This window comes from Microcystis protocystis FBCC-A270, assembly GCF_050500235.1.
Lineage (GTDB): Bacteria > Cyanobacteriota > Cyanobacteriia > Cyanobacteriales > Microcystaceae > Microcystis > Microcystis ichthyoblabe_A.
Genome location: NZ_CP191407.1, coordinates 2,303,801 through 2,318,038 on the forward strand (window position 1 = coordinate 2,303,801; position 14,238 = coordinate 2,318,038).

A 14,238-nucleotide genomic window follows, 5' to 3' on the forward strand; every position below is an offset into this window, starting at 1 on the left:
GTTAGACAAGCAAGGGAGTTAGACTAGGGATGTCCCCCGAAGTTCAACCCTGTGAGATTATAAATAAAGCGAAACTCAAAAATGTCTTTATTGCTGTTGGGAGAAACTTAATAATGCGAGACGCGGTAACTAGCCTGATTAGAAAATACGATGTCACCGGACGTTATCTCGATCGAGATGCGATCGATAATCTTAAACAATATTTTGCCTCGGGAACTGCCCGTCTAGCTGCCGCCGCCCTCATTAACGCTAATTCGGCGGCGCTCGTGCGTGGGGCGGCGATTCGTCTATTTGAAGAAGTTCCCGAATTGATCCGCGCCGGGGGTAATGCCTACACCACCCGTCGTTATTCTGCCTGTCTGCGGGATATGGATTACTATCTCCGCTATGCCAGTTATGCGCTGGTGGCTGCCGATACTAATGTTCTAGATGAGCGGGTACTGCAAGGACTACGGGAAACCTATAATTCCCTCGGTGTTCCCATCGGTCCGACGGTGCGCGGTATCCAAATCATGAGCGAAATGATTCAAGCCATGGCTCTTGAGGCGAGTATTGCCGACACCTCTTTGATCGCTGAACCCTTTGATCATCTCACTCGTGAATTAAGCGAAGTGTCTATCTAAATTCAGTTATCAGTTATCGCTTATCAGTTTTGTTCGTTCAATCAATGAGTTGATTTTTTGCTTGCTAGAATTGAGTAAAGTCTTCCGTTGCTACGGTCAGATGACCGAGTTTCTTAGTGGATTCTTTTCATGAACAGCGAACAGTTATTGCTATCGAGATGGCGTGATTTGCCGCCAGACAAACAGAGAGAGGTCTTAGATTTTACCGAATTTCTAGCCACACGTCTCTTGTCGTCGCCGGAATCAGAAGCTAGTCCGAACTTGTCCGCATCGCCAGAAAACCCTCAAACTCCCGATCGCCGCTGCCAGTCGATTCCCGCTTTGATCGAGGCAGTCAGACAACGCTATCGGGAATTACCCAATGATGTGGAATGGCTAGACAGTACGGTATTGATTCGCCAAGAGCGAGACGGGCGATGACAAATGCTTTTAGATGCGTTGTCGATGCCGTCGGCGATCGAGCCATTGTTGTAAAATAATCGCCGCCGCTTCCCGATCGATCGCTCCCTTATCCCAAGAGGAAAACTGTTTTTTGGCTTTTAAGAATTCTTCCGCCTCTAGGGACGTGCAACGCTCATCAATGTATTCGAGGGGTAAATCCAAGGCGATCTCTAGTTTTTGGGCGTATTTTTGTACCTGTTTGGCCTGAAATCCTAACTCTCCGGCCATGGTATAGGGTAGTCCCGCCACCAAAATCTTAATATTTCTTTCCTTGACAATTGCCTCAAACTGTGCCAGATCGGCAACAAAGGAAGAACGGATAATCGTAGTCAAACCAGTGGCGATTAAACCTGTACCGTCACATCCTGCCACTCCTACCCGTTTTTTGCCGATATCTAAGCCCAGGGCGGCGACCCTTTCCATTACACTGGATGCCCCTGATCCGGGGGTTCCGAGGGGGGTTTAGCGGGGGGAAGTTCTCCCGGACTGTCGAGGGAGTCTAGGGGGGGATTATTGGGCCATTTTAACCAAGACATCCGACTAGGGATGGGAGTTCGTGGCACCGATTGTAAACCCTGGAGCATTTCTGCTAAGGCGGAATTTTCCGGCTTAGTTTCGCGAATTTTGTGCCATACCGAGCGCGACATCATCAGGGTGTGGGAACTGCGGATCGCTCCCAATTGTTCCAGATATTCCCGTCTTTCGTGCTGATAATCGGCAGATATCAACTCTAGCGAGCGAGGGGGATACTTGCGAGTGATCTGGGCCATCTGGATTAATAACTTAGGATAGAGCCAAGTGTAGGCGGGATGGACAATTAATTTCGCTTGATGGGGTCGCTCATCCCGATTAGATAGAATTAATTCAAAATAACCGATCGCCGCTTTTCGTTGCGGTTCAAAAACGTAACCGCGACTAATTTGCGGACCGCCGCACCAACTCTGACAGCGACCGAACAAACTATCAACTAAACTGATTTTAAAATCCTGGATATGGCGATCAAATACCTGACGCAGTAGCGGCGGCATAGACACACAATCTAACTGATAAAGCAATTGAGCGTCAGCATTGCTCACAGGCAGTAAATTCGGTAAATCTGCCTCTTGTTTGCTCAATTCCTGTAATAATTGCGGCGGTAAAGACCAATAGGTTAATTCTGCCAAAGGCTGAAAACCGTGTTGCCGGAAAAGTGCCAAACTGTCCTTTTGATTGATATTAACCTCTAACACCCAGGTGCGGGCTTCCCAAACCGTTTCTAGACAATAACGCAGTAATTGCGCCCCGATGCCCTTGGGTTCGCTTAAAGACTCCCCTGGATGCACCCGCACCTGTTCCACCCGCCAAGTGCTGCGACTACTATTAAAAGGGTTGACTTGGATTGCCCCGCGAATTTTCCCTTCTTCTCCCCGATTGGCCATGGACTCAGCCACATAGACATGAAAACGGTGTTGGAGAGGATTGGGAAAAAAACTGAGAATTTTAAACAACCCAAACCAAGGCCGCACCTGTTGCACCTGGGTGCGGAAATTTTGGGCGCGACGATCAATATCCTCATCGAAGTCATCCAGGGTTAAAGCTTCAATGTCTTCCAAATCCCGATACTGTACGGGACGGATTGGGCGATCGCTAAAATCGTCCCCTTGGGGAACAGGAGAAGTGGTCATGGCTCTGGGGTAAATATCGTCTATGCACCTATCTTACCGCAGAATCTAGAGGCACTTCCCCACCAATAACAATTTCTGACGGCTCAAGGAGACTGCCACAGAAAGGACACCTCGATGAGCATCTGGGGTTTTTTGGGCCAAATTTCCAATCATGAGAATTCGATGCTACAATAACGGACGGTTAATCAGTCCGAATTTGCAGTAAAAGTCTTTGAGTCAATCTGTAGATACCACTAACACCCTAGACACTCTAGCTCAAGAACTGGCCGCCATTCAGCAGACCGGTTCTAAGCGCGTCGCTTTATTGGGTTCCCGTCACGTTCCCATCACCCACCAGCAATTGATCGAAATGATGGCCTATGCCCTCGTGCTGGCGGGCAATCGGATTATGACCTCCGGGGCGACGGGAACCAATTCCGCCGTCATTAAGGGGGCAATGCGGGCAGATCCTAATCTGTTAACCGTGATCTTACCCCAAAGTCTCGATCGCCAGCCCCTGGAATCCCAAGAACAACTTCAGCAGGTTATCCATCTGGTGGAATGTCCCGAAAATGACCATCTATCCCTAGGGGAAGCCAGCAGCCTCTGTAATCGGGAGATTATCAATCGTTGTCAACAGTTAATCTGTTTTGCTTTCCACGACAGTCAAACCCTTTTGCAAACCTGCGCGGAAGCGGAAGATCAACGCAAGCTGGTTACCCTATTTTATTTTGACTAAATTCAGCGATGAATCTCTCCGTCAGTGCCATTCTTCTCTATTCGATCGTGGCTGCCGCTGTCTCTGTATATCTACCTTTTCTGCTGGTGGCTTACGCTAGAGCTAAGGTGGGTTACAATACCTCCGCTCCCCGGGCCATGTTCGACCAACTCCCAGACTACGCTAAACGAGCAACTTGGGCCCATCAAAATGGTTTTGAAACCTTTATGATCTATAGTGCCGCCGCTCTCATGGCCTACGTTACAGGAGTCTCCTCATCCCTAGCTGCTAACTGTGCGATCGCTTTTGTGATCCTCCGGCTTCTATTTTCCCTTTTTTATATCACTAATATCCCGATCGCTCGTTCCCTGATGTTCGGTCTTGGTTCTCTCTGTACTTATACTCTCTTTGGGTTAAGTTTAATCAAGATTCAGTAGAATTACCCAAACCAGATGCAGGAGAGTGGAAAAACGCTATAGTTCGGGAGCGGTAAAGAATTTGCTTAACCCAAACTATAGTTAATTGTGTTACTGATAAACCGGTAATTTGGGATTATCCACTGATAACAAACCGGTTAAAAGTGAGGCGGGTTTTTGACTATAGGGCCAGGCAAAAGCATGGCGAAAAGCCGCATCTTGACAAGCTTGTAATTGTCGGAAATCGATCACATCTAGGGTGAGTAAATTCTCGTACTCGAAGGGCAGCCGGACATTGTGTAAACCAGCATTATCGGTACAGATAGCAATATCAACCCCCGCTTCAAAACAGCGATCGAAGACTATCTTTAATTGCGATAAACTTTCGAGGGTGCCAGTTTTTAAATAGGTGGTGGGACAGACTTCTAAACATTGATGACGACGGGCAACTTCCGGCAGCAATTCTGGGTATTGTAGGGGAATTTGAATACCGTGACCAATTCTTTGCAGATAGGGCAGTAATTGGGGATAACAACCGTTCTTTGTTTCATAAAGATGGCCGGTGGTATTTAAACCGTTTTCCCTAGCATAACTGTATAAACCAGCAAATTCCTCTAGTCGAGTTTGGTAGTACGAATCACCCCCCGCAATATCGATCGCACAGACGTATTCTCTCATCCCTAGGGCCAGATCAACGATCGCTTTGTTGACTTCGTAGGGAAGTCGCGAGTGCATACAGAGAATTTGACTGGTAATAATCGGATATTCGCTCATTTTCGAGGCTTGACCAACGATCTCGACAATTGATCGCATTTGCTCGATTCGCTCTGTCTGGTTCAAATATTCGTCGGTGCGATAGTAGGGAGTATAGCGCAATTCTAAATAGGCAAGATTCTCGAAGATATAAGCACCGCGAATCAGACGATAGATAAAATAGGGCAAAGTTTGGGCGGTTTGGACACTTTCGACAAGGGTGTGTAATTCTAAATACTCATCTAAACTATTGCGTTCGCGGGTGTAAAATTCCTCAAAAGCGGGATATTCTGGGAATTTATCCGCTAAATCCCGCTCATGTCTGTGAAAGTAGCGCCAGAGAATTCTCGGTACTACCGATCCCCCTAAATGCCGATGCAAATCCGCGTATAAAGCCACAACTCCGCTGCTCCTTAGTCTCTCAAATGTTCCTTAAATATAACGAAGTTTTACAATTGTTTGACAATTGCTCGCAAATAGTATCAGTACCTAGTCGGTGAACAGTGTGGGGTGTGGGGTGTAGGGTGTAGGGTGTAGGGTGTGGGGTGTGGGGTGTGGGGAGTTTTCTCAGTGAACTGATAACTGATCAGTGATCACTGATAACTGATCACTGCTTAATGATTTGATAGCATGGAGGAAAACCTATAGAGGGTAAAGCGGTATGAGTAACTATAAAGATTCTTCTTCCATGCGCTATTTCTTGGCAGGATTAAAACCCTTTGCCCAACCTTTATTTTGGCTGCCCCTAGGAATATTTTCCTTAGCTCTCATTGCTTTCTCGATATATCAACAGAATCCTGAATGGTTGGGTTCGGTATTCGATACCCCAGGAAAGTCCTTGGAGGAACGCGAAATCGAGAGCAACAAGATTACCGATACTCCTCTCCCCACTGCCGTACCACTGCCGGCCATTCCTGCCAATAATAATACCGCTCGCCCGGGGAGACCGGCCTCGACGCAGCCTTTTGATCCTTTAAATACTAATCCCAATGACAACCAGAAACCCTCTTTATTCGCTCCGTTAATGCCGCCAGTCAAGCCAAATCCAGTACCGAATGCTAGTAAAGGTCTGCAACCGATTCAAGTGCAACCGATTAGTGGCAACACTAGCAATTATCCTTTACAGAGAGAAATCGAAAATCGCTCGCGGACTGCTAACTTGAATAATTATTCTAATCTCAACCCTGGGGGCAACCCGAATCAAGTCGCCCCCCAGGGAAATTATTCCCCTTATCAACAAAATGTTCGGCCTCTACCCTCCTGGAATAATGCCAAACCTAACCCGGTCCCTGGCTCTAGCAACCAATCCAACTATTATCAACCCCCCATATATCAGACCCCCGTTTACGGCAATCAACCCAACGTCACTGGTTATCCCAATCAGGGAATGCCGCCCAACAATAATGGCATCCCCAATCAAGTTCCCCCTCAAAGTATTAACCGAGGTTTCTCCATCCAACAACCCATTAATACCCGGTCTTCTGGTTACTAGAGGAACTTAGCTATAAGCTTGCAGGAAGTCTAATAAAATCGGATTAACTATTTCTGGGGCCTCGTCCTGGGGACAGTGGCCTAAGCCAGCTAAGGGGATAAACTTTTTTACTGTCGGGAATCGTGCTAATTCTTGGCCCAAGGGCAAGGGTTCCCAGGGATCCTCGCTACCCCAAAGCAGAATAGCCCGACAGGGGAGAATCGGCAGTAGGTCTTCTGGGAGTGGGCCGCCAGAATAACCAGTAAAAGCGAGGAAAACCTCGATCGCTCCTGGATCTCTGGCGGGTTTTAAGATTATTTCCACTAATTCCTCCGTTACAGCTTCTGATCGCCGATAAGCTTGCAGGAGAATTTTACGCACTGTCTGGGGTTTAGCGATCTGTTGGAAGAAAAAAGCCCCAATTGCTTTATTTTTGAGAATTATTTGGGCAATATCCGCTCCTAAACGACGATACCAGGGTAATTCCCCCCGTTTTCTTTCGTGAAGTAGTCTGAGGGAACAATTAATCGCCGCCACCCCAAGGACAAAATCGGGATGATCGACGGCAGCCTGCATAATGGCGATGCAACCGATGGAATTCCCCGCCAAAAAAGCAGCACCCCCCACCACTTCCCGACAAAAATCGGCAATTTGCGCCCCCCAAGTCTCGAAAGTGTAATCGATCTCGTTTTTCGGTTCGGGTTTGTCGGAACCGCCAAAACCAATTAAATCTAGGGCAAAACAGCGACATTTTTCGCCTAAAACGGGGATATTTTTCCGCCAATGTCCCCAAGATGCCCCAAATCCATGCACAAGCACGATCGCGGGTCCTGTCTCCCCCGCACTTTGATAGGTGATTTTGAATCCCCGCCAATGCCAAATTTTTGGTTGTGTCTCTAATCCTAGAATTTGCTGCATACTTTGTTATGTCTGTAAAGTATTTGTTGCTTTTCTTAATATATACTGTCAGGTTAAGTGGCGGCTTGGCTGGTGGTCTGGGGATGAGGTTTAAAGACTGATCGGGTTCCAATTATTTTTATTAATAAATATTTTACACACTTGATACTGGGTAAGCAAGAGGCTACGGCACTACTAACAGATCATTTCCTCTAAAAAAATGGAGAATCACGTTTTTATCCATGACTACAATGCACAGTAAAGCAAAGGATTAAGCCTCCATCACTACTACCGAATCACCACCCATCAAGAGTAAGACTGATTCTGTATTCTGTGCTACCGTTTGAATTGGGAATTACTGTCTAGAATTTGGTATCGACGACTGGCGACTGGCTCCCCAAAACGAAAACTGGCTCTTCGGGACTTGGTATGGTTCGATATGGGGGCATAAATCGACTAAATCCTTATCTGGCAAGGGATTTAATTGATTAGTTCGCTCTAGATCGCAAACAATTGACAAAAATCGCGGTAATGTCTGTCTCTATAAGGGTTTCATTCCTTATAACCCCCATCCATTGCATAACACAAACCGAAGAGCCCGAAAACTTTATACCTCGCCCTTGAGATGACTGTTATAAGTTATGTTGAGAAATGTGTAGAGTTGGAGCAAATCCTTGACGGGAACCTAAGGTCTTGTGATAACTTGTATAGGAGTTATCGACAAGACCCCATCAGCTAGACAGACCCTTCCAGTTTCTCTATGTTTCATCCTAACCAATCGGAAACCCGCGAAGATATCCGTGAGTATGTGGCTCAACTACAACTTCACATGGCTTTACAAGCTCGTAATCTCGTGCCTAGTCTGACTAATACTAGAGATAGTCGCGAGAAACTGCTGCAGGATACCCAGGCGACTATTGAAAAAATCGTTTCTCGTCATTTCTAGTTGACCGATTTTAGCATAGTCACTTGAGCCACAGGACAGGCAATACAGGTGCCACAATTACCACTGCGATTGTTTGATAACAGTATTGACTAGAGCTTTCAGTTTTTGGTTAGTCATCATTTTTGATCCTTTTTTGCCTGATTCTGGACAGGTTACTTTAACAACAGCAGACAGTTAACAAATAGGATATTTTCCCTTTGTCAAGTTAAGGAAGTTACAGTGAGTTGGATGCTATCTCGATTATTGCCATAGGCGATGATCACATCGTTAGCAAAGCAGTAAAGCCGTCCTGTTTTTGGGGCTATAAACTGTTTATTTGTGCCGATGAGGAAGAAACTATCTTGATCTTTATCAATTGAACCAATCAGTGAAAACCAAGGTGAATTAGGCATTCGTCGTAGTCCTTCACATAGTTTCAGCAAGAAATTAGGACTTTCATAACCATCAGCATTAGAGGTAATTGTCCAGTCTGTCCATTGACCTGTTGCTTGAAAATGATATTCTTGTCCAGCGACAAGATTAATTCCCGTATCGTTCCAGATTAGTTTTGAGTCTATGGTTACAGGGAGATTTGTGTTTTGCATTACCTTTCCTCCTTTTTTATGAAGGGTGTGAGATTTGAAATCACACTAAATAATTAGCTTAATGAAATGGCTCTGGTATTTTGTTGACATCAATCCAAATTTCAAATTGTTTTTTAGGGAGATTAGGATAATTTCCTGATAGATCATGGCTAACAAAACATCCCTCTGGTTTTTCAGGACAATACTTTTGGTTAAGAGTTACTTGTAACTCATTAGCTAACGCTTTTTCTTCCGTATGAAAATACCAAATATCTCCATATTTGCCAGAATTAGATTTATATTATGCAATAAAATCTATCCCTAAAGCGTTCCATTTCTCTGATAATTTTTTTCTGAATTTATCAATATCTTTCTCCTTGCTTTGATTGTTGTATTGAATATAAACTAGCCCTTTTTTTTCATCTTTAGGGTTCTTCGGTTTGTGTTATGCGATGGACGGGATTACAAGGGATGAAAACCTTATATAGAAAGAAATTCGGGGATTTATGTCAATTGTTTTCGATCTAGAACTAACTAATCAATTAAGTCTTTTGCCAGATAAGGATTGAGTCGATTTATGCCACCCGATCGAATCATACCAAGTAACGAAGAGCCAACTTTTCATAATCCCCTAGTAGCCAGATAAATCCCTTATGGGGTCTGACTACTAGGATCGGTAGCAGTTTAAAGGCTAATTCGGAAGACACTTAAATCCGCATGATTAGCGTAATATTGCGCCCGTGCCATGACATCAGAACCGTAGTCATTGCCTGTTGTCCCAATATCCATCCCTTCTTTGGTCTGGACATTACGAATTCCTGAATTATAGGCAACTGCTGCGCCTTTAATGACATAACGATCTTCCCAATTAGGATGTTTTTGTTGGACTTGTTGGAGGCAATTAGCAAAAATGCCTGTAGCTTGTTCAACGTGGGCTAAACTCTTGGGACCATCAGGTATTCCTTCGACCGTATGGGAGCGTTTGTCCACTTGCATAATGCCAAAACCATAACATTGACCTCCGTGGCAATCTCCCCATCCTTGAGCATTTAAAATATTGCCCCCGCGAGATTCTCGACTGGCAACGGCCGCCAATAAAGCTGCCGGAACTCCAAATTTAGCTGCGGCAGTACAGAAACAATCGGCCATGGCTTTTACCCGTTGTAGGTCAGTTTGTGCCATTTTGTGGGAAGATTGCACCCCTGCTGACAGTCCATCCTGAGAAGCCGTCACTGCGGATGCACCTGTTGTGGGAGCTTGCATTAAGGCTTGATCCCAACGGCTGGCTGGTGGTGGATCGAGGTTAATATCAACGTAATGGGCGGCCACATAGCCTTGTTGATTGTTGTAATCAATTTTTAACCAATCTGTGCGCCCAAAGTCATATTCACTGCCAGAAACTTCTTCTAGGACTTTGAAGGTTGTTCCTGTGCTTAAGGTGAATAAAATGTTTGAATTGGTATTGGGTTGGCTTCTGACGTTAAGGGTACTCGATACCCGATGATTCACTCGTCCTTCAGCACTCTCAATTTCCAGGACTTGAGGAGGATTATTCTCGTCGAATTTATCAATGTAGTAAGCGGCGGCATATCCCGTTTGTCCCCCCTGTTGGATTTGATACCATTGGGTTTGATTATTAGGAGGATAGGGAGAACCTGTCACTCCTTGCAGAATGGTACAGGTGGCACCGGGGCTTAATTCAAAGAGAATGGGGGCAGTTGTGGCGGCCTGACTCCGAACATTTAGGACAGTCTGCACATGATTATTAACTCGGCCTTTTGCCAGATTACTGGGTTCTTCAGGTTGCTCGGTGACATCAATATAAACTGCCGCCGCAAATCCTATTTTTCCGTCTTTGTAAATTTTGTACCATTGATTTTGGTCACGGGAATAGGTATCTCCTGTGACTTTTTCTAGGACAATACAAGTTTCCCCAAAGCGTAAGGTAAACTGCACAGGTGCGGATAACTTGGCATCATTTCTGACATTAAGACTCGTAGTAACTTGAGCATTAACTGTGCCGATATCGCCATCAGGTGTGGGTGTTTGTCCGACTAAAGGTGCATGATCTAAAATATCCGTGGGGTCTAATAAGTCAGAGCGCCGTTGATAAGGACGATTTCCAGCTTGTGTTAATGCACCATTTTGAGTTCCTTGATACATTTCTAGGTGTAACATTGAACTGCCGGAATGAAGACGACCAACATAGGCAATCACTTGACCTTTTGATACTCTTGCTCCCACTTGAATGCCACGAGGAAGCATCTGTCCAATTTCACAATAACGGATAACCATTCCGTTATCATGCTTCACTTCTATAGCATTCGTTCCAGAGAAAAAAGCATAGGGACCGACGATAACTTTCCCATCTGCCATTGCTAAAATTTCCGTTCCTTTTGGTGCGATTAAGTCACAACCTGCGTGTTTCCGACCTCCGGGACGACCTGCACCGAATTGCCGTCCGCCATCTTTATAGCTTAAACTGGGTCTTGGACGAAGTGGAAAGATAAAGTAAGACATAATTTCTATCCCTGAAATTACAAGTTTTAACAACAGACAAGGATACTCAACTGATAGGCATTTATTCAGCTGCTGCTCCTAAGAAAATCTCAATGACCCGACCCTGATCAAAGGTAAAAATTAATCCTCCATAAATTGAACCAGCGACAAAAGTTTGATCAGGTATTGACATCTCTTGATCTTTTTCTTTGGCATAGGCAAGGCTAACCTCCTCTATTGAACTGCCAATTGTTATGCCTCGTTTGGTTGGAAGTGTTGAAGGGGAAACTAATTTAATAAAGGCAATATTTTGCTGTCCTTTTTCAGTTTCTGATGCCATGCTGAGGGTAATACCTTGATTAGGATAATACCAATATTGATGATAAAGTGCATCCCCTGCCCAAAATTCTACTTGTCCTTTTTGTGTAGGATTTCCGAGTAATTGAATAACTTGTTGAGCAGAAAGATCAAGTTTTAGTTCCCCTAAGATTTCCTCTCTCATCAAAGCAAAAGGATCGGATTCTAGGTTATCCGTTATCAATAAATTTTGGATGATTTTGACATAGCTTTCTTCGCTTAATTGAGATAGGAGATGGGGGCTATTAATGGGGAGAACAGCCAGACTTAAACTAACTGAAATAATACTTCTCATCAAGTTTTTCATAGCATCCATCCCCATTTGAGGAAACTTTTGTCATCAATGAGTTATGATTCAAACGCAAAATAGTCCTAAAAGTGTTGCTTAGTAAGCATTTCACGTCCATAAGCAAAAATTACCACACAAAGCCGATCTGCTCTGTAAATCCTCCTAATTAGTTCAGATTATGAGTGTTTATGTAAGTAAAGTGTAGGCGACATTTTTGAGGCAGCGAAGTGCTAAACAGAGACTATTTCTTTCTTTCTCAAAGCACCAAGCTCTTGCTCAAGCATCATTTGAATTTCGGGAATAGCGGGTTTATAAGGGGGATTAAGATTCAGGTCTGTCCAGCGATTTTTAACACTTTCATGCAAATTGCTAACATCCCCTTCAAACTGACGAGGTGCTGTTCCCGCTACATTAAATGGCCATTTTGACGTATTATCAAAACGCGCACTACAATTGGGATGAACTTCATGTTGAATATAACTTTTATCTAAGACCAAACCCAAGGTTTCGACTTGTTCCATCATCCACAATAAAGCTCCATCGGATAGTCCAGATTCTTCCTGAGAACCTCCACCAACACAACCATGACCCCCCGGAAACCAAACTTGAACCACTTGTTCTTTTTGTTGTCTGATCTGGGTAGAATGGGGACGCATTAGCGTTACATCAAAGACTTTACGAATTTCATCAATGGCAACTGCATGAAACGCCTTTTCAATTGTAGGATTGATGGTCGAATCATAAAAGCGATAACGTTCGTTGAACTTTTGATCCAAGTGCAGAGAATGAACGATATCAGGGATACCTAAAGAAGCAACTGTATCCCAACAGCATAACGCTTTAATAGGAACTCGTCGTCCATACTGATTACGGAAATCAATGGCATTTTTACCGTTAGGTGCGTTATTTGGGTCTTGTTTGTCTCGGTAAATTTCGTAGGCTTTGGGAATTTGTCGGATAAATTCTCGATACAACAAACCGCAATTATAAATTAACCCAGCTAAACAGCGTACAGTGTAAGCTCCCCGACTAAACCCAAAGAGATAAATTTCATCTTCAGGTTGATAGTTTAAGCACAGAAAACGATAGGCATCCTCAATCTTATGATCCATGCCAATGCCTAAAGCACCTCCAGTAATTTTAATTAAAGTATCAGTCATCTCGGCATTAGATTGTTTTGTCCCAATGCCTTCGTCATAGTAGATGATTTGACGGATGGGGTTGCCCTTACTATCATCAAGTGGCGTGATAGCTTGCACCATTTTGACGACATTGGTAGGATAAGCTTGTCCTAAATCTTGCCAAGTTCCATCACAACAAACAATAAGACGGCTTTTCATAGCGATGAACCTCCTAGGTTTCTTAAAACTCGCCAGTTTATGGAATATTTGAGGATTCTAGTGAATCATGACTCAAAATTATCGAGATTTTCCTTAAGGTAAAATTCCCGCAAGACTCAACCGAGACAAAGAAAGTTCTAACTCTGTTCGGAAATGATATAGATGAGTTAGATAGCCAGCTTGACTAGGTAAAATTAGGTGCGGTACTTATACTTACTACTCTAGATCGTCTATCAGAACTTGCTGCCCTAAAGACTGCAAATTAACATATTTCTTTAGGTTTCTGTATATAAGTTTACAGAATATTGTTCAGCTATTTATTAATAAAAAAAGTTGAGTTTGATTGCAAACCATCCTAACACTTTAGCTCGCCAATCTGAACTTTAGCCGATTCTCGATCGCAATTTTAGCCCACCCTAGCACTTCGCTCTTTTCCTACAAGGATTTTTACCGAGAAAAATGATCTGTCTGCCTGAGAACAGGCTATAGTGATCATCAAACCCTCAGTGAAAAACTTCCCGTGTCTTCAGTATTCCGCCTTCCTCCCTATTTTTCTCCCGCTCTGCAGCGTCGAGTCATCAAAACTCTCGCCGCAAAAAAAACCCGTCAATTCTTGACATGGGCGGCAGCTTGTGCTAGTTTTTTGATCCTCTGGGCGTGGAATTGGCAGTTAGTTTTGGCCACTTTAACCGGGGTGGGGGCGATGATCGGAGTTTACCATCTCCAGGGGCAAAACTGGCCATCGCTGTGGCTGTGGTGGCGTGCTTTTTTCAGCGCCGACAGCGGTAAGTTAACTTTAGCGGTAGTCTGTGGCGGTTTAGGCAGTTTAGCCACCTATCTCGCTGTGGCAATTTGGACCTATGCCGAAAATCGCTGGTTGGCCCTGGCCTCAATTTTGCAAGGATTTGGCACGGTTTTGACTTTAATCCTGCTAGGATGGCATTTTCTCGACCATCGCGGTGAAAATGAGTCAAAAAACTTCGATCGCTGGTTAGAAAAATTAACAGTCAATGATCCCTTAATGCGCTTAATGGCCGTCCGACGTTTAAGTGAAATGGAACTTTCCCCCAGTCGTCGAGAACAATGCCAAGAATACTTCCGCTATCTTCTCTCGCGAGAAACCGACACGCAAGTGCGCTCGGCTTTACTTGATAATTTTTCTGGCAAAGAAGCAATCAAACCGCAACCTTTACAAATACCCCTACAGGTGAAAAAATCCCTCTTGAAATATGATTAAAAAGCTCTCTGCTATTAGCAATCAGCCCTCAACTAAAGCTGACTG

Annotated in this window: 15 protein-coding genes; 7 read left to right on the top strand and 8 right to left on the bottom strand. The window is 44.3% G+C overall.

Annotation, left to right across the window (positions count from 1 at the left end; all coding sequences use genetic code 11):
* Positions 1-29 precede the first annotated feature (29 nt).
* Together apcB and ACQY1X_RS11235 are read left to right on the top strand one after the other, a co-directional pair.
* The gene (gene apcB / locus ACQY1X_RS11230; RefSeq protein ID WP_202950793.1) at positions 30-623 is read left to right on the top strand and encodes an allophycocyanin subunit beta; all 594 of its coding nucleotides are present in this window, start codon (positions 30-32) and stop codon (positions 621-623) included.
* A gap of 129 nt (positions 624-752) precedes the next feature.
* Complete coding sequence (locus ACQY1X_RS11235) at positions 753-1,043, top strand: hypothetical protein (protein ID WP_002733243.1); 291 nt, start codon at positions 753-755, stop codon at positions 1,041-1,043.
* A gap of 9 nt (positions 1,044-1,052) precedes the next feature.
* Here the strand turns inward: ACQY1X_RS11235 and ruvX are convergent, their stop codons facing one another.
* Positions 1,053-1,487: a Holliday junction resolvase RuvX gene (ruvX, locus tag ACQY1X_RS11240; RefSeq protein ID WP_430015697.1), complete on the bottom strand. Its 435-nt coding sequence runs from the start codon at positions 1,485-1,487 to the stop codon at positions 1,053-1,055.
* Positions 1,487-2,728 (bottom strand): GNAT family N-acetyltransferase, encoded by a 1,242-nt coding sequence (locus ACQY1X_RS11245; protein ID WP_130757236.1) that lies wholly within the window; start codon positions 2,726-2,728, stop codon positions 1,487-1,489. Before ACQY1X_RS11245 ends, ruvX begins: the two co-directional genes overlap by 1 nt.
* A 211-nt stretch (positions 2,729-2,939) precedes the next feature.
* Here ACQY1X_RS11245 and ACQY1X_RS11250 point away from each other — a divergent pair, with 211 nt between their 5' ends.
* Both ACQY1X_RS11250 and ACQY1X_RS11255 read left to right on the top strand, forming a co-directional pair.
* Positions 2,940-3,446, top strand: coding sequence for a hypothetical protein (locus ACQY1X_RS11250; RefSeq protein ID WP_002741066.1), 507 nt, complete (start codon positions 2,940-2,942; stop codon positions 3,444-3,446).
* A gap of 8 nt (positions 3,447-3,454) precedes the next feature.
* Positions 3,455-3,862 carry an MAPEG family protein gene (locus ACQY1X_RS11255; RefSeq protein ID WP_002774974.1) on the top strand — a complete coding sequence of 136 codons (408 nt, stop codon included), beginning with the start codon at positions 3,455-3,457 and terminating at the stop codon, positions 3,860-3,862.
* Between the two features lie 90 nt (positions 3,863-3,952).
* Here the strand turns inward: ACQY1X_RS11255 and ACQY1X_RS11260 are convergent, their stop codons facing one another.
* Positions 3,953-4,993, bottom strand: coding sequence for an adenosine deaminase (locus ACQY1X_RS11260; RefSeq protein WP_002753648.1), 1,041 nt, complete (start codon positions 4,991-4,993; stop codon positions 3,953-3,955).
* A gap of 262 nt (positions 4,994-5,255) precedes the next feature.
* Here ACQY1X_RS11260 and ACQY1X_RS11265 point away from each other — a divergent pair, with 262 nt between their 5' ends.
* Complete coding sequence (locus ACQY1X_RS11265; RefSeq protein ID WP_149107823.1) at positions 5,256-6,086, top strand: hypothetical protein; 831 nt, start codon at positions 5,256-5,258, stop codon at positions 6,084-6,086.
* Between the two features lie 6 nt (positions 6,087-6,092).
* Here ACQY1X_RS11265 and ACQY1X_RS11270 read toward each other — a convergent pair whose 3' ends face one another.
* Entirely contained in the window at positions 6,093-6,983 is an 891-nt protein-coding gene (locus tag ACQY1X_RS11270) for an alpha/beta fold hydrolase (RefSeq protein ID WP_149107824.1), read from the bottom strand.
* Positions 6,984-7,722: 739 nt separating this feature from the next.
* Here ACQY1X_RS11270 and ACQY1X_RS11275 point away from each other — a divergent pair.
* Positions 7,723-7,908 carry a hypothetical protein gene (locus ACQY1X_RS11275; RefSeq protein WP_002731861.1) on the top strand — a complete coding sequence of 62 codons (186 nt, stop codon included), beginning with the start codon at positions 7,723-7,725 and terminating at the stop codon, positions 7,906-7,908.
* Between the two features lie 200 nt (positions 7,909-8,108).
* Here the strand turns inward: ACQY1X_RS11275 and ACQY1X_RS11280 are convergent, their stop codons facing one another.
* The 4 genes from ACQY1X_RS11280 to ACQY1X_RS11295 form a co-directional block, all read right to left on the bottom strand.
* Positions 8,109-8,492: a hypothetical protein gene (locus tag ACQY1X_RS11280; RefSeq protein WP_002774964.1), complete on the bottom strand. Its 384-nt coding sequence runs from the start codon at positions 8,490-8,492 to the stop codon at positions 8,109-8,111.
* A gap of 663 nt (positions 8,493-9,155) precedes the next feature.
* A complete protein-coding gene (locus ACQY1X_RS11285) occupies positions 9,156-10,991 on the bottom strand; it encodes an SH3 domain-containing protein (protein ID WP_430014581.1) in 1,836 nt (611 codons plus the stop codon).
* A 61-nt stretch (positions 10,992-11,052) separates the two neighbouring features.
* Positions 11,053-11,634 (bottom strand): hypothetical protein, encoded by a 582-nt coding sequence (locus tag ACQY1X_RS11290; RefSeq protein ID WP_172963147.1) that lies wholly within the window; start codon positions 11,632-11,634, stop codon positions 11,053-11,055.
* A 212-nt stretch (positions 11,635-11,846) separates the two neighbouring features.
* Positions 11,847-12,956, bottom strand: a complete 1,110-nt coding sequence (locus ACQY1X_RS11295; protein ID WP_430014582.1) for a DUF2235 domain-containing protein — start codon at positions 12,954-12,956, stop codon at positions 11,847-11,849.
* 520 nt (positions 12,957-13,476) lie between these two features.
* Here ACQY1X_RS11295 and ACQY1X_RS11300 point away from each other — a divergent pair.
* A complete protein-coding gene (locus ACQY1X_RS11300; protein ID WP_430014583.1) occupies positions 13,477-14,193 on the top strand; it encodes a hypothetical protein in 717 nt (238 codons plus the stop codon).
* The last annotated feature ends 45 nt before the right edge of the window (positions 14,194-14,238 follow it).